Source organism: Blastococcus sp. TBT05-19 (assembly GCF_003319095.1).
Lineage (GTDB): Bacteria > Actinomycetota > Actinomycetes > Mycobacteriales > Geodermatophilaceae > Blastococcus.
Genome location: NZ_QOHI01000001.1, coordinates 1,287,102 through 1,308,548 on the forward strand (window position 1 = coordinate 1,287,102; position 21,447 = coordinate 1,308,548).

The 21,447-nt window shown below is 73.8% G+C and carries 28 protein-coding genes; 21 read left to right on the forward strand and 7 right to left on the reverse strand.

Going from position 1 to position 21,447, the window contains the following annotated elements:
- The first annotated feature begins 126 nt into the window (after positions 1-126).
- The 12 genes from DQ244_RS06325 (at position 127) to DQ244_RS06380 (ending at position 9,874) form a co-directional block, all read left to right on the forward strand.
- Positions 127-855: an HNH endonuclease signature motif containing protein gene (locus DQ244_RS06325; protein WP_199580228.1), complete on the forward strand. Its 729-nt coding sequence runs from the start codon at positions 127-129 to the stop codon at positions 853-855.
- A gap of 107 nt (positions 856-962) precedes the next feature.
- Entirely contained in the window at positions 963-1,352 is a 390-nt protein-coding gene (locus DQ244_RS06330) for a hypothetical protein (RefSeq protein WP_113810497.1), read from the forward strand.
- A 44-nt stretch (positions 1,353-1,396) separates the two neighbouring features.
- Complete coding sequence (locus tag DQ244_RS06335) at positions 1,397-2,053, forward strand: A24 family peptidase (RefSeq protein WP_113810498.1); 657 nt, start codon at positions 1,397-1,399, stop codon at positions 2,051-2,053.
- Positions 2,054-2,243: 190 nt separating this feature from the next.
- On the forward strand, positions 2,244-2,477 hold the full coding sequence (locus DQ244_RS06340; protein ID WP_113810499.1) for a Flp family type IVb pilin: 234 nt from the start codon (positions 2,244-2,246) through the stop codon (positions 2,475-2,477).
- Positions 2,478-2,562: 85 nt separating this feature from the next.
- Positions 2,563-2,970 (forward strand): TadE/TadG family type IV pilus assembly protein, encoded by a 408-nt coding sequence (locus tag DQ244_RS06345; protein WP_113810701.1) that lies wholly within the window; start codon positions 2,563-2,565, stop codon positions 2,968-2,970.
- Positions 2,958-3,914 (forward strand): pilus assembly protein TadG-related protein, encoded by a 957-nt coding sequence (locus tag DQ244_RS06350; RefSeq protein ID WP_113810500.1) that lies wholly within the window; start codon positions 2,958-2,960, stop codon positions 3,912-3,914. The genes DQ244_RS06345 and DQ244_RS06350 overlap by 13 nt, the downstream gene beginning before the upstream one ends.
- A gap of 10 nt (positions 3,915-3,924) precedes the next feature.
- Entirely contained in the window at positions 3,925-4,668 is a 744-nt protein-coding gene (gene cpaB, locus DQ244_RS06355; RefSeq protein ID WP_113810501.1) for a Flp pilus assembly protein CpaB, read from the forward strand.
- Entirely contained in the window at positions 4,665-5,861 is a 1,197-nt protein-coding gene (locus DQ244_RS06360; protein ID WP_113810502.1) for an AAA family ATPase, read from the forward strand. The genes cpaB and DQ244_RS06360 overlap by 4 nt, the downstream gene beginning before the upstream one ends.
- Positions 5,858-7,264 carry a CpaF family protein gene (locus DQ244_RS06365; RefSeq protein ID WP_113810503.1) on the forward strand — a complete coding sequence of 469 codons (1,407 nt, stop codon included), beginning with the start codon at positions 5,858-5,860 and terminating at the stop codon, positions 7,262-7,264. The genes DQ244_RS06360 and DQ244_RS06365 overlap by 4 nt, the downstream gene beginning before the upstream one ends.
- The gene (locus DQ244_RS06370; protein ID WP_113810504.1) at positions 7,264-8,205 is read left to right on the forward strand and encodes a type II secretion system F family protein; all 942 of its coding nucleotides are present in this window, start codon (positions 7,264-7,266) and stop codon (positions 8,203-8,205) included. Before DQ244_RS06365 ends, DQ244_RS06370 begins: the two co-directional genes overlap by 1 nt.
- Positions 8,205-9,104, forward strand: a complete 900-nt coding sequence (locus DQ244_RS06375; protein WP_113810505.1) for a type II secretion system F family protein — start codon at positions 8,205-8,207, stop codon at positions 9,102-9,104. The genes DQ244_RS06370 and DQ244_RS06375 overlap by 1 nt, the downstream gene beginning before the upstream one ends.
- A gap of 143 nt (positions 9,105-9,247) precedes the next feature.
- On the forward strand, positions 9,248-9,874 hold the full coding sequence (locus DQ244_RS06380; RefSeq protein WP_113810506.1) for a hypothetical protein: 627 nt from the start codon (positions 9,248-9,250) through the stop codon (positions 9,872-9,874).
- 81 nt (positions 9,875-9,955) lie between these two features.
- Here the strand turns inward: DQ244_RS06380 and DQ244_RS06385 are convergent, their stop codons facing one another.
- Positions 9,956-10,291: a hypothetical protein gene (locus tag DQ244_RS06385; protein ID WP_113810507.1), complete on the reverse strand. Its 336-nt coding sequence runs from the start codon at positions 10,289-10,291 to the stop codon at positions 9,956-9,958.
- Positions 10,292-10,435: 144 nt separating this feature from the next.
- Between DQ244_RS06385 and DQ244_RS06390 the strand changes: the two genes are divergently transcribed.
- The 5 genes from DQ244_RS06390 (at position 10,436) to DQ244_RS06410 (ending at position 12,984) form a co-directional block, all read left to right on the forward strand.
- A complete protein-coding gene (locus DQ244_RS06390) occupies positions 10,436-11,569 on the forward strand; it encodes a Vms1/Ankzf1 family peptidyl-tRNA hydrolase (RefSeq protein WP_113810508.1) in 1,134 nt (377 codons plus the stop codon).
- Positions 11,570-11,602: 33 nt separating this feature from the next.
- The gene (locus tag DQ244_RS06395; RefSeq protein WP_113810509.1) at positions 11,603-11,860 is read left to right on the forward strand and encodes a DUF2795 domain-containing protein; all 258 of its coding nucleotides are present in this window, start codon (positions 11,603-11,605) and stop codon (positions 11,858-11,860) included.
- Between the two features lies 1 nt (position 11,861).
- Positions 11,862-12,092, forward strand: a complete 231-nt coding sequence (locus DQ244_RS06400) for a hypothetical protein (protein ID WP_113810510.1) — start codon at positions 11,862-11,864, stop codon at positions 12,090-12,092.
- 1 nt (position 12,093) lies between these two features.
- On the forward strand, positions 12,094-12,477 hold the full coding sequence (locus tag DQ244_RS06405; RefSeq protein WP_113810511.1) for a thioesterase family protein: 384 nt from the start codon (positions 12,094-12,096) through the stop codon (positions 12,475-12,477).
- Between the two features lie 78 nt (positions 12,478-12,555).
- Entirely contained in the window at positions 12,556-12,984 is a 429-nt protein-coding gene (locus tag DQ244_RS06410) for a ChaB family protein (RefSeq protein ID WP_113810512.1), read from the forward strand.
- A gap of 18 nt (positions 12,985-13,002) precedes the next feature.
- Here DQ244_RS06410 and DQ244_RS06415 read toward each other — a convergent pair whose 3' ends face one another.
- The gene (locus tag DQ244_RS06415; RefSeq protein WP_113810513.1) at positions 13,003-14,298 is read right to left on the reverse strand and encodes a M24 family metallopeptidase; all 1,296 of its coding nucleotides are present in this window, start codon (positions 14,296-14,298) and stop codon (positions 13,003-13,005) included.
- Positions 14,299-14,424: 126 nt separating this feature from the next.
- Positions 14,425-15,510 carry a diguanylate cyclase gene (locus DQ244_RS06420; protein WP_233491200.1) on the reverse strand — a complete coding sequence of 362 codons (1,086 nt, stop codon included), beginning with the start codon at positions 15,508-15,510 and terminating at the stop codon, positions 14,425-14,427.
- Between the two features lie 121 nt (positions 15,511-15,631).
- Here DQ244_RS06420 and DQ244_RS06425 point away from each other — a divergent pair, with 121 nt between their 5' ends.
- The 3 genes from DQ244_RS06425 (at position 15,632) to DQ244_RS20135 (ending at position 16,855) form a co-directional block, all read left to right on the forward strand.
- Positions 15,632-15,814, forward strand: a complete 183-nt coding sequence (locus DQ244_RS06425) for a hypothetical protein (protein WP_113810514.1) — start codon at positions 15,632-15,634, stop codon at positions 15,812-15,814.
- 73 nt (positions 15,815-15,887) lie between these two features.
- A complete protein-coding gene (gene npdG / locus DQ244_RS06430) occupies positions 15,888-16,583 on the forward strand; it encodes an NADPH-dependent F420 reductase (RefSeq protein WP_113810703.1) in 696 nt (231 codons plus the stop codon).
- Complete coding sequence (locus DQ244_RS20135) at positions 16,583-16,855, forward strand: DivIVA domain-containing protein (RefSeq protein WP_113810515.1); 273 nt, start codon at positions 16,583-16,585, stop codon at positions 16,853-16,855. Before npdG ends, DQ244_RS20135 begins: the two co-directional genes overlap by 1 nt.
- A 135-nt stretch (positions 16,856-16,990) precedes the next feature.
- On the opposite strand, the gene DQ244_RS06440 is transcribed toward DQ244_RS20135, so the two are convergent.
- Genes DQ244_RS06440 through DQ244_RS06450 form a run of 3 tightly spaced genes read right to left on the reverse strand, consistent with a single transcriptional unit; the run spans position 16,991 to position 19,890 of the window.
- On the reverse strand, positions 16,991-17,218 hold the full coding sequence (locus tag DQ244_RS06440; RefSeq protein ID WP_113810516.1) for a hypothetical protein: 228 nt from the start codon (positions 17,216-17,218) through the stop codon (positions 16,991-16,993).
- A gap of 9 nt (positions 17,219-17,227) precedes the next feature.
- The gene (panB, locus tag DQ244_RS06445) at positions 17,228-18,058 is read right to left on the reverse strand and encodes a 3-methyl-2-oxobutanoate hydroxymethyltransferase (protein ID WP_113810517.1); all 831 of its coding nucleotides are present in this window, start codon (positions 18,056-18,058) and stop codon (positions 17,228-17,230) included.
- A complete protein-coding gene (locus tag DQ244_RS06450) occupies positions 18,055-19,890 on the reverse strand; it encodes an NAD+ synthase (protein ID WP_233491201.1) in 1,836 nt (611 codons plus the stop codon). The genes panB and DQ244_RS06450 overlap by 4 nt, the downstream gene beginning before the upstream one ends.
- A 113-nt stretch (positions 19,891-20,003) precedes the next feature.
- On the opposite strand from DQ244_RS06450, the gene DQ244_RS06455 reads away from it, so the two are divergent.
- Entirely contained in the window at positions 20,004-20,402 is a 399-nt protein-coding gene (locus DQ244_RS06455; protein ID WP_113810519.1) for a DUF4345 family protein, read from the forward strand.
- Here the strand turns inward: DQ244_RS06455 and DQ244_RS06460 are convergent.
- Positions 20,399-21,427: a universal stress protein gene (locus DQ244_RS06460; protein ID WP_113810520.1), complete on the reverse strand. Its 1,029-nt coding sequence runs from the start codon at positions 21,425-21,427 to the stop codon at positions 20,399-20,401. The two genes, DQ244_RS06455 and DQ244_RS06460, sit on opposite strands and share 4 nt — an antisense overlap.
- Between the last annotated feature and the right edge of the window lie 20 nt (positions 21,428-21,447).

A 21,447-nucleotide genomic window follows, 5' to 3' on the forward strand; every position in this document is an offset into this window, starting at 1 on the left:
GTGCAGGGTCACTGATCGGGCCCGTCGCGAGGTGGGCCAGGCGTGCCGGCCGCCGGCGTCCACCGGCAGACGCTCCGACGTGTACGGGAGACATCCCGTCGGACGGCGTGGCTATGGTCCCGAGCCGTGGAGGCTCCCCGGCTCAGTCGCCGTCTCGACCAGCTCGAGTACGACCCTGCCGAGCTGGCCCACCACCTCGACCAGGACGCCCGGTGGCGCGAGCGGTCCGAGGTGATCGGCGGGCCGCTGCGCACGTTCGATGGGCAGATGGCTCCGGTGCCGGCCTTCATGCGGCTCGATCTGCAGACCGACCGCAACGGTCCAGTGCCTGAGCACCGGCCCGATCTCGGCGCGTGTTGGCTCTGGACCGGGGTCCCGGTCCACGGCTACGGCTACATCCGCATCGGCAAGCGGAAAGTGCAGGCCTACCGGGTCAACTACGAACGGTGGATTGGCCCCATCCCCCACGGCGCGGTCATCGACCACCTGTGCCGGGTGAGGGCGTGCGTTCGCCCGGACCACCTGGAGCCGACGACGTACTCGCAGAACACGGTGCGCTCACCGATCCACGGCTCGCAGGTCAAGGCCGCCCGCGGCGAATGCCCCGCCGGACATCCTTTCGACGAGCGAAACACCTACCGCCGGCCGGGCACGAACGTGCGCCAGTGCCGAGCCTGCCTTGCCGAGAACAAGCGTCGGCGGACCGGTGCCCAGCCCCGGCCACGGGCCACCGAGACGCACTGCGCGCGAGGGCATGTGTGGACGCCACCCCGGGGGAAGCGGTGTCCCACCTGCAATCGCGAGGCCGGCGCTGCGTTCCGGGCGCGAGACCGGGCAGCGCGCGCTGCTGGTTGATGGTGCGCCGGATGGCGCGAGCAGATGAGACGCCGCATCGTCGGGAACAGGCGGTAGCGGTACGCGTTCGTCTTGACACGTGATGGAGCGATGACCAGCCTCGGTCCATGACGGTGATCCCGCTTCCTCGGCACGGGCAATGGGTCGGCGACCTCCGCGGCCAGGGGCGCAGCGTCCGCGTCTCGGCGCACGTCGACGTCGGGGTGATGAACCTCAGCCTCTGGCGCGACGACACCTGCGTCGGCACCGCCCGCCTGGCGCCCAGCGACGTGGCCACGCTGATCAGCGGCCTCTCCGACGGTCTGGCCGAGATCGCCGTCCAGCCGCCTGCGCCGGCGGAAGGCGACGGCGGACGGCTGTCCCGGCTGGAGGAACGGCTGGCGGGGCTCGAGTTCCGGCTCGCCCCGTCGGCGCGACCGACCGCGGTGGCACGGGTCCGCCGGATGGCGCGGACCGCCAGCACCTCCGCCGGCAGGTGGCTGCGCGACTACCGCTAGCTCGCCTGCCGGGAGCACCGGCAGCGCTGTGCGAAGGTGGCCGCGTGCTCGCCGTGGTCGTGGTCCTCGCCGCGTTCCTCGGGCTGGGCGTGGGGGCGGCGGCGAACCGCGCGGCCGGCGCCTTCCCCTGGGGCGGGGCCGGTGAGCGGTCGGGACGGGCGGTCCGCCTCCCGGTGCTGGAGCTGCTCACGGCGGTGTTCTTCGCGCTGACCGCGCTGCGCTTCGGTCCCGCGTGGGAGCTGCCCGCCTTCCTCGCCGTCGTGGGCGCCGGTGTGCTGCTGACCGTCATCGACCTCCGGCACCGGCTGCTGCCCAACCGGGTGGTCGTGCCGGCCCTGCTGGTCACGGCGGCGCTGCTGGGGCTGGCGGCCGCCGCCGACGACGCGTGGGACCTCCTGGTCCGCTCGCTGCTGGCCGCCGCGGTGCTGTTCGCCGTCTACCTCGGGATGGCGCTGCTCTCACCCGGCGCCATGGGCATGGGCGACGTGAAGCTGGCCGCGCTGCTGGGCCTCGTCCTCGGCTGGATCGGCTGGGGTGCGGTGCTGCTCGGGGCCTTCGCCGGCTTCGTCGTCCAGGCCGTGCTGGCGCTGGTGCTGATCGCCGCCCGGCGGATCTCCCTGCGCGGTGAGCTGCCCTTCGGGCCCGCCATGCTGGTCGGCGCGGCGCTCGTCGTCGGCTGGAGCGAGGCCCTGCTGGGCTGACATGCCCATTCTTGCCACGCAGCGTGACGAGCCGTAGCTCCTTGTAACCCGATGGGTGGGCGCGTGTCCGTGGACCGGGTGACGAACGCTCAAGCCCCGAACCGCCGCATCCGACGACTCCCTGCAGCAGCCGCGAGGCCGGATCACCCGATCCGATCCTGAACGGCCGACACCTCAGGGAGCAATCGAGATGCTGAACCCCTTCACCGCTCTGACCACGTTCGTCTCCTTCGCCCAGGCCCGCCTGCGCACCGAGGAGAAGGGCGCGACCGCCGTGGAGTACGGCCTCATGGTCGGCCTGATCGCCATCGCCATCATCCTCGCCGTCACCACCCTCGGCACCGAGCTCTCGGGCCTGTTCGACGGCATCGGCGACGAGCTGGGCGACGTCCCCGTCGGCGGCGCCGCCCCTGCGGCCGGCTGATCCACACCTGACCGGTCGCGGCTGTGACGACGCAGCGGCCCCCGCACGGGGGTCGCTGCGTCGCCGCACGAGGAGGGAGGTGGGCATGAGCGCGAGATCCCGGCTGCGCGACGAGCGCGGTGCGAGTGCGGTGGAGTTCGCCTTCATCGTCCCGGTGCTCCTCCTCCTGGTCCTCGGGATCGCCGAGTTCGGCCGCGCCTTCCAGGTGCAGGGCACCATCTCCGCCGCCGCCCGCGAGGGGGTCCGGATGATGGCGCTGCAGAACGACCTGCCCGCCGCCAAGGCGGCGGTGCAGAACGCCGCGGGTTCGCTGGACCCGGGCATCGGCCTCGACCAGATCACGGTCGACCCGCCCAGCGGCTGCACCGGCGCGACCGGGGCGTCCGGCCAGACCGTGGAACTGACTATCGAGTACGACATGCCCTTCCTCACCGACTTCTTCGGAGCGGGCCTGACACTGACCGGAACGGGGGTCATGCGATGCAACGGCTGACCACCCGCCTGCGCCGGCGGCTCGTCCGCCAGGAGGGCGCCTCGGCGGTCATGGTGTCGCTGCTCCTGGTGCCGCTGCTCGGCTTCGCGGCCATCGCCGTCGACGTCGGCGCGCTCTACGCCGAGCGGGCCCGGCTCCAGGTGGCCGCTGACGCCGCCGCCATCGCGGTCGCGCAGGACTGCGCCCGCGGCAACTGCGGCGACATGCTCGCGACCGCCACGGCGCTCCTGCGCGCCAACGACCCCGACGGCACGGCGCGCCAGCCGGTGCTCGGCACCGACCCGATCAGCGTGACCGTCACCGGCAGCACGCCCAAGGAGCACTGGTTCGCGCCGGTCATCGGGCACGAGTCCACCGGCGTCTCCGCCGCGGCGACCGTCGGCTGGGGTGCACCCACCGGTGGGACCGCGATGCTGCCGCTCACCTTCTCCTGGTGCTCGTTCAAGAAGCAGACCGGTGGCGGGCTGCCCTCGACCACCACGCTCCAGGTCATCAAGCTGTCCAAGTCCGACGGCACCACCTGCACCGGACCCTCGGGCAACGCCATCCCCGGTGGGTTCGGCTTCGTGAAGACCGACGCGGGCGGCTGCGAGGCCACCAGCTCGGTCGACGTCAAGCTCTCCTCGGACCCGGGTGAGTCGCCGCCGCAGGGCTGCGACGCCGCCGACTTCGCGGCGATGGTCGGCACGACGGTGCTCATGCCCATCTACGAGAACCACGGCGGCACGGGCACCAGCGGCTGGTACGAGGTCTACGGCTACGCCGCCTTCCGCCTCACCGGCTACCACTTCACCGGCCAGTTCAAGACCGAGCCCAAGCCGTGCAGCGGCAACGAGCGCTGCGTCTCCGGCTACTTCACCCGCTTCGTGGAGCTCTCCGACGCCTGGTCCTACAGCCCTGACGCCCCGAGCCTCGGAGCCTCCGTCCTCCGACTGATCCGATAGGGGGCCGACAGTGAGACGTCGCATCCTCGCCGCCGTCGCGGCACTCGTCCTGCTCCTCGTCGGAGCGGTGGTCCTGCTGTCCTACGTCCGCGGCGCGGACGCCCGCGCGATGGCCGGGGCCCGCACCGTCGAGGTGCTGGTGGTCGTCGAGCCGATCCCGGCCGGTACCCCCGCCGAGCAGCTCGCCGAGTTCCTGACCGTCGAGCCGGTGCCGGCCAAGGCCGCCGTGCCCGGCCGGGTCACCGACCTGGCCGAGCTGGCGGGGCAGGTGGCCACGGTCGACCTGCAGCCGGGGGAGCAGCTGATCGCCGCCCGCTTCGCCGCTCCGGACGACGTGCGCGGACCCGGCATCGTCGAGGTGCCGGCCGGCCTGCAGGAGGTGTCGGTCCTGCTCGACCCGCAGCGCGCGGTCGGAGGTCGGCTGGTCGCCGGCGACACCGTCGGGGTCTTCGTGTCGCTCGAGGACGGCCGGACCCACGCCGTCCTGCACAAGGTCCTGGTCACCCAGGTCCAGGGGGCGCCTGTCGCCGCCCCGGCTCCCGAGGGGACTCCCGAGACGGCGTCCACCGGCGCCGGCCCGGCGCCGGAGGGCAGCCTGATGATCACCCTCGCCGTCAGCGCACCCCAGGCCGAGGCCGTCGTCTTCGGCATGGAGCACGGCACCGTCTGGCTCTCCCTCGAGAACGCCGACGCCGACACCTCCGGCACCGAGGTCGTCACCCCGGGCACCATCTACGAGAAGGACTTCTCATGAGCCGCGTCGTGCTCGCCGCCGCCGACGAGGAGCTGATCCTCCGCGTCAAGCAGGCCACCGACGGTGACCTCTCCGTGCTGCCGCCCGGCCGGCTCCCCGGGGAGCCCTCCCGGCTCTTCGAGCAGCTCCTCGACGGCGAGCTGCCCGAGGTCCTCGTCATCGGCCCGCTGGCAACCGTGGCCGAGGCGCTGGGTCTCGCCGCCCGGCTGGACGTGCAGAGCCCGGGGATCAGCGTCGTGCTGGTCGCCGAGCCGACGCCCGAGCTCTGGCAGGCCGCCATGCGCGCCGGCATCCGCGACCTGGTGTCCCCGGGCGCCGACGTCCTCGAGCTGCGGGCGTCCGTCGAGCGCGCCGGCTCCACCGCGAGCGGACGGCGCCGCGTGCTGCGCCCGGTCGAGGAGACCGCCCGCTACACCGGCCGGGTCATCACCATCGCCTCGCCCAAGGGCGGCGTGGGCAAGACGACGGTCTCGACCAACCTGGCCCTGGGTCTGACCGCCGCGGCGCCGCAGTCGACGGTGCTGGTCGACCTCGACGTCCAGTTCGGCGACGTCGCCTCGGCCCTCGGGCTGACACCTGAGTACACGCTGCCCGACGTCGTCCGCGGCCCGGCGGCCGAGGACACGATGGTGCTGAAGACCTTCCTCACCCAGCACCCGAGCGGCCTGTTCACCGTGTGCGGTGCCGAGTCGCCCGCGGCCGGTGACACCGTCCGCGGCGAGGACGTCACCCGACTGCTCGCCGCGCTGGCGCGGGAGTTCCGCTACGTCGTCGTCGACACCGCCCCGGGCCTGTCCGAGCAGACCCTCGCCGCCCTCGACCGCGCCAGCGACGTCGTGATGCTGACCAGCATGGACGTGCCCGGGGTGCGCGGGCTGCGCAAGGAGCTCGACGTGCTCCGCGAGCTCTGCATGATCCCGGCCGGGCGGCACGTGGTCATGAACTTCGCCGACCCCAAGGGTGGGCTGTCGGTGCGCGACGTCGAGACGACGATCGGCACCGGTGTGGACGTCGTCCTGCCGCGGTCGGCCAAGGTGCCGGCCTCGACCAACCAGGGCGTGCCGCTGATCGCCTCCGGGAGCCGCCGCGACCCGATGGTCAAGGAGCTCAACCGGCTGGTCACCCGCTTCCAGGCCACCCCGCTCAAGGCCCCGGGCCGGTACCGGGCCAAGCACCGGGCGGCCGCGCGATGAACCTCGCCGACCGCCTCGAGGTCGCCCGCGGCCGGCAGGCCGTCGAGGACCCGGCCCTGCCCACCGCGCGGACCGCGCGCCCGACCGTGCCCCCGCCGGCGCCGGTGACCGACGCCCTGGGCCGGCTCAAGGACCGGGTGGGCAAGGCGCTGTTCGAGCGCATGGGCGCCCGGATGAACGACACGTCGATGGGCGAGGACGCCCTGCGGGCGATCGTGCTCGACGAGCTCGACGCGGTGGTCGAGGAGGAGAACGTCCCCCTCAGCACCGAGGAGCGGCAGCGGCTGACCGCCGACCTCGCCGACGACGTTCTCGGCTTCGGCCCCCTGCAGCGGCTGCTCGACGACGACTCCGTCAGCGAGGTCATGGTCAACGGGCCGGACAACATCTACGTGGAGCAGAACGGGAAGCTGGTGCGCACCGGCGCCTTCTTCACCTCGGAGGAGCACCTGCGCCGGGTCATCGACCGGATCGTGTCCCGGGTGGGCCGGCGGATCGACGAGTCCTCGCCGCTCGTCGACGCCCGGCTGGCCGACGGGTCCCGCGTCAACGCGATCATCCCGCCGCTGGCGTTCAGCGGTTCGACGCTGACGATCCGCAAGTTCTCCAAGGACCCGTTCACCGTCACCGACCTCATCGGGTTCGGCACGCTCTCGCCGGAGATGGCCGAGCTGCTGCACGCCTGCGTCGACGCCCGGCTCAACATCATCGTCTCCGGCGGTACCGGCACGGGTAAGACGACGCTGCTCAACGTGCTGTCCTCGTTCATCCCCGAGGGCGAGCGCATCGTCACCATCGAGGACGCCGTCGAGCTGCAGCTGCAGCAGGACCACGTCGTCCGGCTGGAGTCCCGCCCGCCGAACATCGAGGGCAAGGGCGCGATCACCATCCGCGACCTGGTCCGCAACTCGCTCCGCATGCGGCCCGACCGGATCGTGGTCGGGGAGTGCCGCGGGGGTGAGTCGCTGGACATGCTCCAGGCGATGAACACCGGCCACGACGGGTCGCTGTCCACGGTGCACGCCAACTCGCCCCGCGACGCCATCGCCCGCCTGGAGACGCTGGTGCTCATGGCCGGCATGGACCTCCCGCTGCGCGCGATCCGCGAGCAGATCGCCTCCGCCGTCGACGTCGTCGTGCAGCTCACCCGGCTGCGCGACGGCACCCGCCGGGTCACCCACGTAACCGAGGTGCAGGGGATGGAGGGGGAGACCGTCACCCTCCAGGACGCCTTCCTCTTCGACTACTCCGCCGGCGTCGACGCGGCCGGGAAGTTCCTCGGCAAGCCGGTGCCCACCGGCGTGCGCCCGCGGTTCACCGAGAAGTTCGACGACCTCGGCATCACGCTCTCGCCGCGCGTCTTCGGCGCGACCGAGGCCGCCGCCGCCCGCGGGTGGCAGTGATGTCACCGGCCCTGCTGGTCCTCGGCCTCGCCGCGGTCGCCGTCGCGCTGCTGCTGCTCACCCTGGTGGTGCTGCCCGGGGGCCCCGGGCGCGTGCCGCTGAGCCGGCTGGACCCGTCGACCGCACCGCCCACCTCGGCCCTGGCCGGCGCGGGCGCGGCGGCCGGCGCCGCGGTGGAGAAGGTCCTGGCCGAGCGGGGCCGGCTCGCCGCGGGCGCCGCCGCGCTGGAGACCGCGGGCATGCGTACCAGCCTGCCGAACTTCGTCCTCACCACCGGCCTCGTCGCCGTGGTCGCCGGCGCCGTCGGGGCACTGACCGGCGGTCCGGTCCTCGGGCTGGTCGCCGTCGTCGCCGTCCCGCTGGGCGCCCGCCTGCTCGTCCGCTTCCGGACCAGCCGTCGCCGGGCCGCCTTCGCCGACCAGCTCGACGACTCCATGCAGCTCATGGCGAGCAGCCTCCGGGCCGGCCACAGCCTGCTGCGCGCGGTGGACGCCGTCTCCACCGACGCCTCCGCGCCGACCTCCGAGGAGTTCGCCCGGATCGTCAACGAGACCCGGGTGGGCCGCGACCTGGGCGACGCGCTCGACGAGGTCGCCCAGCGCATGGGCAGCGACGACTTCGTCTGGGTCGCCCAGGCGATCAGCATCCACCGCGAGGTCGGGGGGAACCTGGCCGAGGTGCTCGACGCCGTGGGGCACACGATCCGCGAGCGCAGCGCCATCCGCCGGCAGGTCAAGGCGCTCTCGGCCGAGGGCAAGCTCTCGGCGATCGTGCTGATGGTGCTGCCCTTCGGTGTGTTCGGCTTCCTCTCCATCAGCAACCCGGCCTACGTCAGCGGGTTCACCGAGAGCCTCATCGGCTACGCGATGCTGGGCGCCGCGGCGCTGATGCTGTGCATCGGCGCGTTCTGGCTCAAGAAGACCGTCGAGATCAGCTTCTGATGACCACGCTGCCGATCCCCGTCCTCGCCGCCGTCCTGGCCGTGGCCGCCGCCGTCCCGCTGCTCGGGTGGGCGCTGCTGGCACGGCCGGCGTCGCCGACCGCCCGTGCCCGGGACAACCTGCTGCGCGGCATCGACCTGGGCGGGGCGGGGCGGAGCGCCAAGCCGGCCGGCCCCGGAGTGCTGCGCCGCCTCGTCGACGGGCTGACGCCGGGCGGTACCACCGACCGGCTCGACCGGCTGGCGAGCACCGCGGGCCGTCCGGCCGCCTGGCCGGTGCCCCGGCTGGTGGCCGCCAAGCTGGTGCTCGCAGCCATCGCGGGCGGGCTGTCCGCACTCGTCGTCAGCGCGAACCCCGGTGGTCTGCCGCTGGTGCTGGCCGCCGTCCTCACGGTCGTCGCCTACTTCGTGCCGGAGCTGCTGCTCTACTCGCGCGGGCAGGAGCGGCGGGCGGCCATCGGCCTGGAGCTCGCGGACACCCTCGACCAGATGACCATCGCGGTGGAGGCCGGTCTCGGTTTCGAGTCGGCGATGGCGCGGGCGGGGAAGAACGGCACCGGCCCGCTGGCCGAGGAGCTGGTCCGCACCCTGCAGGACATCGCCGTCGGCCAGCCGCGGCGCGACGCCTACCTGGCGCTCGCCGACCGGACCGGCGTGCAGGACCTGCGGCGGTTCATCGCCGCGATCGTCCAGGCCGACGCGTACGGCGTCTCCATCGCCGACGTGCTGCGCACGCAGGCGCAGGTGATGCGGCTCAAGCGGCGTCAGCGGGCGGAGGAGAAGGCGATGCAGATCCCGGTGAAGGTGATCTTCCCGCTGATCCTGTGCATCCTGCCGACGCTGTTCATCGTGCTGCTGGGCCCAGCGGTCCTCGACATCGTGGACGCCTTCAGCGGCTGAATCGCCGTCCCACCCTGCTCGTTCCCCGCTCCCGTCCCACCGTCCCCGGCCGGCGCGGGAGGCCCGCGGGGTGCGCCTCGAGGTGGCTAGCGTCGCGCGACCTCGCCGGCCGGCGGGGCACCGGAACGTCGTGAGGAGCCCCCATGCTGCGCCGCGCACTCCCGGTCGGCCTCGCCGCCGCCGCTCTCGCTCTCGTCCCCGCCGGGGCGTCCGCCGCGCCCGCCAGTGCCGGCGACGCCGCGAACGCCTCCACGTCGATCAGCTACTACGCCCACGGCAGCGTGACGCTCCCCGACGGCCGGTCGGCCGACGTCTCGCTCGGCGAGTTCCGTGCCGTCGACGGGTGGACCGGCTCGCTGAACCTCTACCTGTCGCCGCCCCCCTGCACCGGCTGGCCGTGCATGCCGACCATGGAGTCCGGCTACGCCGAGCTGGACGCCGACGACGTGACCTTCGACCGCAACCTCAACCGGGCCGCCGTCGAGGACGTCCCCGTGACCCTGTCGAGCTGGAGCTGGGGAGGCGGTTCCACCCAGCGCGAGGTGACCGTCGACGTGGTCCTCACCGGGACCGGGCGGGTCGACCGCGACACCTACCGCGGTCCGTGCGGCGAGGGCTCTCCCGGCTGCAAGGGCGTCCGCGTCGACGCCGCGCGCGACGCCGACGTCGTCCTGACCATCGACGGTGAGGATTCGACCGGCACCGGGCGGATCACCCGGGGCTTCGGGGTGGACATCGGGGCCCCCACGAACGGGGGCGGCGAGGGCTGAACCGCGGCGAGGTCGACGAACTCGTGGTGATCAGCTGGTGATCACCACGAGTTCGTCGACCTCGTGCAGCGCGGTCAGCCGCTAGCGGGGCTGGGCCGGGTTCGTCGGGTCGCCCTGCGACGGCGGGTTCACCGGGGGACCGGAGGTGGCCTCCGACGCCTTCGACCCACCCACGGCCGACGGCGGGGCGTCGGCCCCGGTCGCGGCGGGGTCCCCGCCCGAGGGCTGGGCGCCGTCGGCGAGACCCGAGAGCCGGTGCTCCATGGCGCTGACGACCTGGATGCGGTTGGCGTGCGAGCGCTCGTACGCCAGCAGCGTGGTCAGGTCCTCCGAGCCCAGGGTGCGGATCCGGGTGGTCAGCGAGCCCACGGGTAGGTGGTCGTAGTCGGGCAGCGGCAGGTCGTCGCGCTCGGTCAAGGTTCCTCCTCGGGTCGTCCATCTGTCGGGCAGGTGGGCCGAGGTCCGCCTACCCGCTGCGGCGCGTCCGACACCGCCTCCTGCGATCGCGGCGCCTCGGCAAGAGCGAGGTGTGACGGCGAGGTCGACGGGTAGGCGGCGGACATGAACCTCTCGTTCCTGGAGCCTGTCTTCGCCGCGTCCGGGCCCTTCGCCACGGTGCTCGCCGACGTCACGCACACCACCGAGAACGCCGACGCCGAGCTCGAGCTCCGTGTCCGCGCGGTCACCGAGAAGCTCAGCGAGCAGGGCGTGCCGGAACCGGTCCTGGAGGCCGTCCGCAGCCGGCTGCTCGAGGGCAACGACGGCGGCGAGGCCGGCCGCCTGAAGGGCCGCGCCGTCGTCGTCGCCGCCGACGGGTCCGTCGTCCTCGACCAGGGGCTGGCCGCCGCGCCGGTCCGCGAGATCGCCGAGTGGGCGGCCTCGCCCGACCTGCTCCCGATCCTGCGCCAGCTCGCCGGCCGCGTGCCGCACGTCGTGGTCGTCGCCGACCGCGTGGGCGCCGACATCACCGTCGCCGGGCTGGGTGACCAGCCCGACGAGGAGCGCCAGGTGGAGGGCGACACCTTCCACATGCGCAAGGTCCAGGTGGGCGGCTGGGCGCACAACACCTACATGCACACCGCCGAGAACCAGTGGGTCGAGAACGCCGACAAGGTGGCCGCCGACATCGGCTCCCTCGCCCGGCGCATCGGCCCTCGCTTCGTCCTCCTGGCCGGCGACGTGCGCGCCCGCCAGATCCTCTCCGACCGCGCCGGCGGCGGTTGGTCCGACCTCGTGGTGACGATGGACGGTGGCGGTCGCGCCGCCGGTGCCGACCGGCACCCCGTCGACGCACGCGCGGCCGAGCTGGTCGCCGAGCACGAGGCCCGCGAGGTCTCGGAGACCATCGAGAAGATCGAGGGCGCAGCCGCTTACGGGCTGTCGGTCACCGGCGTCGACCGCGTGGTCGAAGCACTGCGCAAGGGGCAGGTGGAGACCCTCGTGCTGACCGACGAGCAGGACGCCGGCGCGACGCTGCTCGTCGGCAACGGGCCCCTGGAGCTCGGTGTGGACCAGAAGGACATGGACGCGCTCGGCGTGCACGGCGAGATCGTGCCCGCCGACCGTGCCCTGCTCGCCGCCGCGGTGGCGAGCGCCGCCGACGTCGTGGTCGTGCCGAAGGCCGCGATGCCCGAGGACGTCCCCGTCGCCGCCGTGCTGCGCTACGCCGACGCGTCCACCGACGTCGGCAGCTGATCGGCCCACCCCGTACCGACGAAGGAGATCGACGTGACCGACCCGCACCAGCCCGCCACCAGCCCCGGCACCGACCAGGGCGACATCGAGCGCCGCGCGGCCCTCGCTGAGGCCCTGGGCAAGGAGGTGTGGCCGGCCGACCGCGACCAGCTGATCGCCAAGGCCCAGGAGGGAACGCCCGCCGACCGCGTCCTGTCCGACCTGCAGCGACTGCCTGCCGGCCAGCAGTTCGAGAACGTGCAGGACGTCGCGCAGGCCCTGGGCCTGGGCACCGAGCAGCAGCGGTTCTGAGGTGACGACGCAGAAGAAGCCCAGTCCCGAGGCGCTGGACAACGTCACCGAGCACAACATCGAGACGCGGTCGCACCTCCTGCCCGAGGAGGAGGACATGCGTGGCAGCGGCATGGAGGAGGTCGCCGCCGAGGTGATCCTCGCCGAGTCCGAGGAGCGCACGGTCCACGCCGACCCCGACGACGCCCAGGGCGGGCACCGGCAGTCGTCGGACACCGCCGACCTGCCCTGACGTGCGGCAGGAGCACCGGGTCCAGCTGCGCTGGTCCGACCCCGACATGCTCGGGCACGTCAACCACGCCCGCGCGCTGGCGCTCCTCGAGGACGCCCGGCTGGCCATGACCGACGGCCGGCCGGGCGGCGGGCTGATCCTCGCCCGCCTGGAGGCCGACTACCTGCGCCAGCTCTACTACCGCGTCGCCGAGCCGCTGACCGTGACGAGCTGGGTGACCCGGCTCGGCACCAGGTCGGTGACCGTCCGGCAGGAGCTGGTCCAGGACGGCGAGGTCGCCATCCGGGCGGACATCGTGCTCGTCGTCTTCGACTTCGAGGCGAACGCCAGCCGCGAGATGACGGAGGACGAGCGCGTCCACTGGAAGTCCCTGCTGGACGGATGACCATCACCCGCTCGGACGGCGATGTGATCATCTGCGCCGGCCCGGGTAGGTGGGGCGCCGACCCGAGAGGAGACGGCGATGCCGAAGACCACGAAGAAGGGCGACGCCAAGCAGTCGGAGCTGCCCAGCACGCTGCGACGCTCGGAGAAGAAGGCCCAGCGCACGTTCAGCAAGGCCTACGACTCCGCGATCGACGAGTACGACGACGAGGAGCGTGCCAACCGCACCGCCTGGGCGGCGGTCAAGCACTCCTTCGAGAAGGTGGGCGACCACTGGGAGAAGAAGGAGGGCGGCAAGAAGGGGCCCTCCGACGAGCAGGCCAAGGGCGGCCGCGGTACGGGCAAGGCGACCAAGGGCGGCGTCGATGCCAACGCCACCAAGGAGCACCTGCTGGAGCTGGCGAAGAAGCTGAACGTCACCGGCCGCTCGAAGATGAAGAAGAAGGAACTCGTCGACGCCATCCAGAAGGCGAACGACAAGAAGACGGCCTCCGCGCGGAAGAAGTGACCGCGGCCGGGGACGGCGTCAGCCGATGAGGACGAACTCCGTCTGTCGGCCGCCCAGGAACTCGACGCCGTCCCCGGTGACCGCGATGCCCTCCTCGAGGCCGAGCCGCACGCACTGCCCGTCCCACTCGGGCACGGGACGGCGCACGGCCAGCTCCAGGGCGTAGGCCGTGTCGGGGTGCACCGGGTAGTCGCCGGCACCGGGCACCCCGGACTGCTCGTCCCACTGGCCGATCGCCGGCCCGGCGCCGTGCCCGTGGTAACCGATGGGGTGGGAGTAGATCTCGCCGTCGATGCCCTCGGCGGCCGCGGCCACGCGGGCCGCGGCGAGGACCTCGTTGCCGGTGCGGCCGGGGACCAGGGCCTCGAGGGTCAGCTCCTGCAGCCGGTTCGCGGCGCGCATGGCGGCCCGCAGTCCCTCGGGGGCCGCCGTCTCCCCGGGCCGCAGCACGTAGGCGTTGCGCTGGTTGTCCGTCCGCAGTCCCAGGCAGCTCAGGCCGACGTCGCAGTGCAGCAGGTCGCCGGGCTCGACCACCGCGTCGAACGGGACGGCGGGCAGCAGGGCGCCCTGCTCCTCCAGCAGCGGCACCCCGGCGCGCTGCAGCAGCACCGAGGGTTGGAACCACGGCTCCACACCCAGGTCGTGCAGCCGCTGGCGGATCCACCAGGCCACGTCCAGCGCGGTCGTCTCGCCGACGGTCACAATCTCGGCGGAGAAGGCCTGGTCGACGACGTCGTGGACCAGCCGGTTGAGCTGGTGGAGCACCGCGATCTCCTCCGGCAGCCGGGTCTCCAGCCAGCCGATCGCGAGCCGCTCGGCCGACACGAGCCGTTCGGCCCACGGGCCGAGCGCCTCGGTGAGCAGCCGGTGCTCGGTGTGCGAGAGCCCGTCGGCGAGGCCGAAGTGCTCGGAGACGTCGACACCGATGCGCTCGGGCGCGGCCTGCTCGACGAACCGGCGCACCTCGGCCCATTGGGTGTCGGACCCGCTGGAGGCGCCCGGGGTCCAGGCCGGCACGAACTGGCCCACCGGGTAGCGGGACACCGCCGCTGCCGTGACGCCGTCGTCGCTGCGGTGCAGGACGAGGATCGTGCGCCGCCGGGCGGAGAGCCAGGTCGCCGGCAGGAACGTGGCCAGCACCGGGTCCTCGTTGTACTCGCGGCCGACCACGATCCACAGGTCGATGCCCGTGCGGTCCATCAGACCCGGGAGCACGTCCAGCAGGCGCTCGGTCAGCCAGCGGTCGCGCACGCCGGCCTGCTCGCGCAACGGCAGGGGCACCGTCCGCAGCGGGTCCGGCGCGACGAGCGACATGCCTCAAGAAAAACAGAGAAGCGGCGAACGCACCGGTCGAGAGCGCGAACCGGGTCCTCCGGCCGGGCGACCACGGGCCCGGGCCGGTGTCCCCTCAGGCCGTCGTCCCCTCAGGCCGTCGTCCCCTCAGGCCGTCGTCTCCTCCGGCCGCGGGGCCCGGGCGCGGGGGACGGCGGCCGTGGCGACCCGGTCCCGGCCGCTTCGCTTCGCCTCGTACATCGCGGCGTCGGCCTGGTCGACCAGCCGCCACAGCGACGCGACCGCGTCCTCGCCGTCCTCGGGCCGGGTGACCGCGACCCCGACGGAGGCGGTGACGCCGTACCCGTCGTCGGTCCGCCCGGCGGAGACCGCCGCCCGGAGACGTTCGGCCAGCTGCCCGGCCTCGGCCGCGTCGGCCACCAGCCCGAGCACCACCAGCTCCTCGCCTCCCGTGCGGGCCAGGACGTCGGCGGGGCGGACCGTGCCCTGGAGGGCCCGGGCGACCGCCCCGAGCACACGGTCGCCGACGGCGTGCCCGAACTCGTCGTTGAGCCGCTTGAAGTGGTCCAGGTCCAGGACCATCGCGGTCACCCGGGTGCCGTCGCGGCGCGCCTGCCGCCAGATGCGGGGCGCCTGCTCGACCAGGTAGCGCCGGTTGAACAGCCCCGTCAACGGGTCCAGCCGGGTGAGGGTCTCGGTGGCGGCCAGCAGGCGCTCCACGCGCCGCCGCAGCAGGAAGACCCCGAGCGAGGCGGCGCTGAGCATCCCCGCGCTGACGCCGACCTGCACGCCCAGCCCGACGGGGTTGTCGTAGCTGGGCCACAGCGCGGCGAGGCAGACCGCCGTCGTGACGACCATGTGCACGCACAGCTGCCGCAGCTCGAGGAACCACGCTGCCACCAGCGCGGGGAACAGCAGCATCAGCGGCGTGGCGTAGCGCAGCGGGTCGTCGATGCACAGGACCACGACCAGGTAGACGACGTCGCCCAGCAGCACCAGCGTGAAGGTGTGCCGCGGGCTCACCCGCCCGCGGGCGGCGATGGAGGCGCCGAGGGCCAGGAGGGTGAGCATCGTGGCGCCGTACGCCCACCGCCCGGCGCCGTCGCGCAGCACGCCGTCGACGAGGAGGTTGATCGACCCCATCAGCCCGCCGGTGACGAGCAGCGCGGCGACGGTCAGCGCCGCCAGACGGCGGTCGGGCATCCGCGGGAGTTCGACGTCCTCGCTGGTCACGGCCGCATGATGCCGCACGATCCGGCTGCGCGGGAGCGTCTTGTGCGCGGTGGGCTCATGGGGGGCGGAGGGGACCCCGGGGTGGAAGGCTGGGGACGCCGACGAGCGAAGGAGGCCGCGCATGGCCGGAGGACCCTGGTACTTCTGCCTGAAGCACCACACCGTCGAACCGCTGGAAGGGTGCGCCGAGAAGCACCGGCTGGGGCCGTACGAGACCCGTGAGGAGGCCGAGCGCTCGCTGCAGTCCGTGGCGGAGCGCAACGAGGAGCTCGACGCCGAGGACCGCGCCTGGAAGGGCGACTGACGGTCGTCAGGGCCGGGCGGGGCATGATCGAGGGAGAGCGTCCGGGCTGTCCGGCGCCGCGGGAGGGGTGGACGTGACGGACGGTCGCGCGGTCGAGGAACTGGTCGTCGGGGTGCTAGGGGGCACCGGGCCGCAGGGGCGCGGGCTCGCCGTCCGGCTGGCCGCGCAGGGTCAGCGCGTGCTGCTGGGCTCCCGCGACGCCGAGCGCGCCGTCGAGGTCGCGGCCGAGGTCGCCGAGCGCGCCGCCACGGTCGCCGGCGACGTCGAGGTCTCGGTCACCGGCGGGTCGAACGTGGACGTGGCCGGCGCGGCGGACCTGGTCATCGTCGCCGTCCCGTTCGCCGGGCACGCCGCCACGCTCCGCGACCTCGTCACCCCGCTGGCCGGGAAGATCGTCGTCGACTGCGTCGTGCCCATGGGCTTCGACGAGCTCGGCGCCTACGTCCTCGACGTCGAGGAGGGGAGCGTGGCGCAGCAGGCGGCCGCGCTGCTGCCCGACTCGCACGTGGTCGGCGCGTTCCACCACCTGTCGGCGAAGCTCCTCGAGGACCTCTCGCAGCCCACGCTGGACGGCGACGTCATGGTCGTGGGCGACGACCGGGCGTCGATGGACACCGTGCAGGCGCTGGCCGGACGGCTGCCGGGGATGCGCGGCATCTACGCGGGCCGGCTCCGCAACGCCCGCCAGGTCGAGGCGCTGACGATCAACCTCGTGTCGGTCAACCGGCGCTACAAGGTGCACGCCGGCGTCCGCATCACCGACGTCTGATGACGGGCGCCGAGCTGAGGTCGGTGCAGCTCGGCCGGCCGCCCTGGGGGCGTAGGGGCTACGACCCCGCGGAGGTGGACGCGTTCCTGGCCCGCGCCGCGGTGGCGCTCGACGCCCTCGCGGGCCGTCGGGCTCCGGGGATGACCGCTGAGGACGTGCACTCCGTGGTCTTCGGCAAGCCGCCGCTGGGCAAGGGCCGCGGGTACGACGAGGACCAGGTGGACGAGCTGCTCGACCGGATCGAAGGCACTCTCCGCTCCGCGTCGGCATGACTCGAGGGGCCGTTCCGGAGCTGGACGACGAGGGACGGCCCTGCACGGGGCCGGTGCCACGTCGGGTGGCCTCGCTCGTCCCTCGCTGACCGAGCGATCGCGGCCACCGACGCCGCACTGCCGGGCGCTGCTCGATCAGCGGGGTGGCCGGCCGTCGCCCTCCAGCTCCTGCACCGCGAGCAGGGCAGGGCGGATGCCCAGGTGGGTGCGCTGCCGGACCAGCCGGACGGCCTCGATGCGCTCGCCCTCGGCCAGGAGGACCCGGACCTCGGCGGCCAGCGGTTCCGGCAGCAGGACCGGGACCGGCGGCTCGTCGAAGTGCCAGTTCTCCGGCCACCAGCCGGGCCGCCGCCATCGCGCCATGGGGAACGCCTACTCGAAGGAGTGCTCGGGGCCGGGGAAGACACCGCCGCGGACGTCGTCGGCGTACTCCTTGGCCGCCCGCAGCAGCTCGCTCCGCAGGTCGGCGTACTTCTTCACGAACTTCGGCACCCGGCCGCCGTTCATCCCGGCCATGTCGGGCCAGACCAGCACCTGGGCGTCGCAGTCGACGCCGGCGCCGATGCCGACCGTCGGGATCGACAGCTCCGCCGTCACCCGGCCGGCGATCGCCGCCGGGACCATCTCCAGGACGACGGCGAACGCCCCGGCCTCCTGCACCGCGCGGGCGTCGGCCAGCAGCTGCTCGGCACCGGCGCCGCGGCCCTGCACCCGGAAGCCGCCGAGGGCGTGCTCGCTCTGCGGCGTGAAGCCGATGTGCGCCATCACCGGGATGCCGGACTCGCTGAGCAGCTTGATCTGCGGGGCGACGCGGGTGCCGCCCTCGAGCTTGACCGCCTGCGCGCCGCCCTCCTTCATCAGCCGGACGGCGTTGTCGAAGGCCTGCTGCGGGCCCGACTCGTAGGAGCCGAAGGGCATGTCGGCGATGATCAGCGCGCGCGAGGTGGAGCGGGTGACGGCCTTGGTCAGGAAGAGGATGTCCTCGACCGTGACCGGCACCGTGCTGCTGTGGCCCATGACCACGTTGCCCGCCGAGTCGCCGACGAGCATGACCGGGATGCCGGCCTCCTCGAAGACCGCGGCGCTGTAGGTGTCGTAGGCGGTGAGCATCGCCCACTTCTCACCGCGCGCCTTGGCCTGCTGCAGGTGGTGGATGCGCACCCGTGCGGAGGAGGTCCCGCCGTACAGCACCGACTCGGTCACGCCTTCGCTCCTTCGCGGACGGTGGGCAGGGTCTCCCGCCACCGGTTGGTGATGGGCAGCCGCCGGTCGCGGCCGAACGCCTTGAGGCTGATCTTGGTGCCCGGGGCCGACTGGCGGCGCTTGAACTCGGCGACGTCCACCAACCGGAGGACCCGGGCGACGACCTCGGCGTCGTGCCCGCGCTCCAGCAGCTTGGCCATGCCGAGGTCGCGGTCGACGTAGTCGGCGATGACCGCGTCCAGCTCCTCGTAGGAGGGCAGCGAGTCGCTGTCCTGCTGGCCGGGTGCGAGCTCCGCCGAGGGTGGCTTGTCGATGGAGTTCTGCGGGATCGGCTCAGTCTCACCGCGGTCGCGGGCGTAGGCGTTGCGCCAGCGGGCGAGCTCCCACACCAGCGTCTTGGGCACGTCCTTGATCGGGGCGAACCCGCCGGCGGCGTCGCCGTAGAGCGTGGAGTAGCCGACGGCGACCTCGCTCTTGTTCGACGTCGCGAGCAGCAGGTGCCCGTGCTGGTTGGACAGTCCCATGAGCAGCGTGCCGCGCACCCTCGCCTGCAGGTTCTCGGCGGCGACGCCGGAGAGCTCGACGGAGGCCTCGTAGGCGTCGACCATCGGCGCGATCGGGACGACGGAGTAGTGCATGCCCAGCCGCTTCGCCGAGTCCGCGGCGTCGGAGAGCGAGTGCTCGCTGGACCACTTCGACGGCAGTCCGACGCCGTGCACCCGGTCGGCGCCGAGGGCATCCACGGCGAGCGCGGCGACCAGCGCGGAGTCGATGCCGCCGGACATGCCGAGCACCACCGACGGCATGCCGTTCTTGTCGATGAAGTCCTTGAGGCCCAGCACCAGCGCCCGCCAGACCTCCTCGCAGTCGCTGAGCGGGTCGACGACCGTGGCCGGCCGCGCCTCGTAGGCGGGCACCGGCTCCTCGCTCAGCACGTGGCGGGTGACCGTCATCGGCCCGACCCGGCCCTCGCGGCGCTCCGGCACCGACGCCGGGTCCAGCGCCAGGTCGACGGTCAGCAGGTGCTCGACGAACTGGGGGGCGCGGGCGAGTAGCTCGCCGGTGGGGGAGACCGCCATCGAGTCGCCGTCGAAGACCAGCTCGTCCTGCCCGCCCACCTGGTTGCAGTAGAGGATCGCCGCCCGCGCCTCGGCCGCCCGCCGCTGCACCAGCGGCAGCCGCAGGTCGTCCTTGGCCCGCTCGTAGGGGGAGGCGTTGGGGGAGACGACCAGGTCGACGCCGGCCTCGCCGGCCACACCGCACGGCCCGCCCTCGACCCAGAGGTCCTCGCACACGGTGAGCGCGACGTCGACCCCGTGCAGCCGCACCACCGGCAGTTCGGTGCCGGGCACGAAGTAGCGCGCCTCGTCGAAGACGCCGTAGTTGGGCAGGTGCCGCTTGTAGTAGCGGACGACGACGTCGCCGCCGTGCAGCAGGGCGGCCGCGTTGCGCGGGGCGCCGCGGCGGGGGTTGGCGTCGCTGGGCCGGTCGTCGTCGGTGTCCGGGTGGTCGACCGGGGCGGGACCCGCGCCCTCGGTGTGCGCCAGGTACCCGACGACGACGGCGAGGTCGCCCAGCCCGTCCGCGGCCAACCGGGCGGCGAGGTCGACCAGTGCCTGCTCGCTCGCGGCGGCGAAGGACTCTCGCAGCACGAGGTCCTCGGGCGGGTAGCCGGTCAGGGTCATCTCCGGGAAGACGACGAGGTGCGCGCCGGCCTCCGCGGCCTTCGCCGACCACGAGACGACGAGCTCGCTGTTCCCCTCGAGGTCGCCCACGCGCGTATCGACCTGGGCCAGGGACACCCGCAACTGCACCGGCTGCTGATCGCTCACGGCGCCCATCCTCGCCGCTCACCGCGCGCACGGGCGAGGTGGGGCCGCGAGGCGCCCACCCGCGCACCGGCGGGCGGGGTGACACGGGGGAGCGGTCGCCCTAGCGTGCACGCATGGGCGACCCCCTCGTGATCTCGCGCCTGGTGGCGGGCGGCTACGCGGCGATCGGCGCAGGTGCGGTGCTGCGCCCGTCCCTGGTGCCCGCGGTGTTCGGCGGATCGGCCCGGACGCCGGAGTCCCGGACGGAGGTGCGGGCGGTCTACGCCGGCATCCCGCTGGCGTTCGCCGCGGCGCTGCTCCGGTCGGAGGGGCAGCAGCCGGCGGCGCGCTCGGCCGTGCTGCGGACGGTCGGCGACGCCAGCGCCGGGATGGCGGTGGCCCGGCTGGGCGGTGCGCTGCTCGAACGCCGTCTGCGTGCCTGGCCCACCGCGGCGTTCCTCGCGCTCGAGGCGGCCCTCGCCGTCGCGTGCTCCGCCGCCGCGCGAGTCCAGGAGGTCCCGCCGAAACCCTAGCGTCGCGCCGCCGTCCAGGCCCGGCCGCGCGTCCCCGCGGGCACGACCGCCACGGCCCCGGCCACCCCCTCGACGACGGCACGGCTGACCGAGCCGAACACCGCCCCGCGCGCCGGACCCCGGCCGCGGGTGCCGACGACCACGAGGGCGGCGCCCACCGAGCTCTCGACCAGCGCGGACGTCGGGTCCCCGCGCACGACCTCGGGGACCACGGCGACGTCCGGATACTCCGTGCGCCATCGGGCGAGCGACCGGTGGAGGAGGTCGTGGGCGCCGACCTCGGTGGTGATCAGCGGTGCGGTGACGGCCTCGAGGTCGGCGGGACGGTCGGGTGTCCACGCGTGGACGGCCGTGACGCCGAGGCCCCGCTGCCGCGCCGCGCGGAAAGCGAACCCGACGGCGGCGTCGGAGCGGCGGGCGCCGTCGACCCCTACGACGACGTGCGGGTTCCCGGGGCACGGGGGCAGGGCCCCGCTCCCGGCGCGGACCACCGCGACCGGGCAGCGCGCGGAGGCGGTGAGGCGGACGGCGAGGGAGCCCGGCAGCCGCCGCTGCCCGGCCCCCGACGGCCCGTTCGACCGGTGTCCCAGCACGAGCAACCGTGCGTCGCGGCTGTGCCGGAGCAGGACCTGCCCCGGGTTGCCCGGCTGCAGGTGGGCGGTCACCTCCAGCGCCGGGTGCACCGACCGGGCCCGGGCGACGGCGGACTCCAGGGCGCGCGCTCCCGCGACCTGGGGCGCCGGTGGTTCCACGAAGCCCGGGAACAGGCCGGCGAGGTCGAGCCCCCTGGACGGGCGCAGCGCGTGCACCACGTGCAGGGGGCACCGCTGGGTCGCGGCCTCGGCCGCCGCCCACTCGACGGCGCGTCCCGCCGCGTCGCTCCAGGCGGTCACCCCGACGACGACGGGGGCGGCGAGGCCGCGGAGACGGTCGGCGACGGGCAGCACCATCCGGGCGAACGACGCGTCGGAGAGGAGGCCGGCCTCGAGTGCCGCGATGGTCCGGCGTTCTGCCTCACTGAGCACGGGCCCCTCCCCGGGACGAT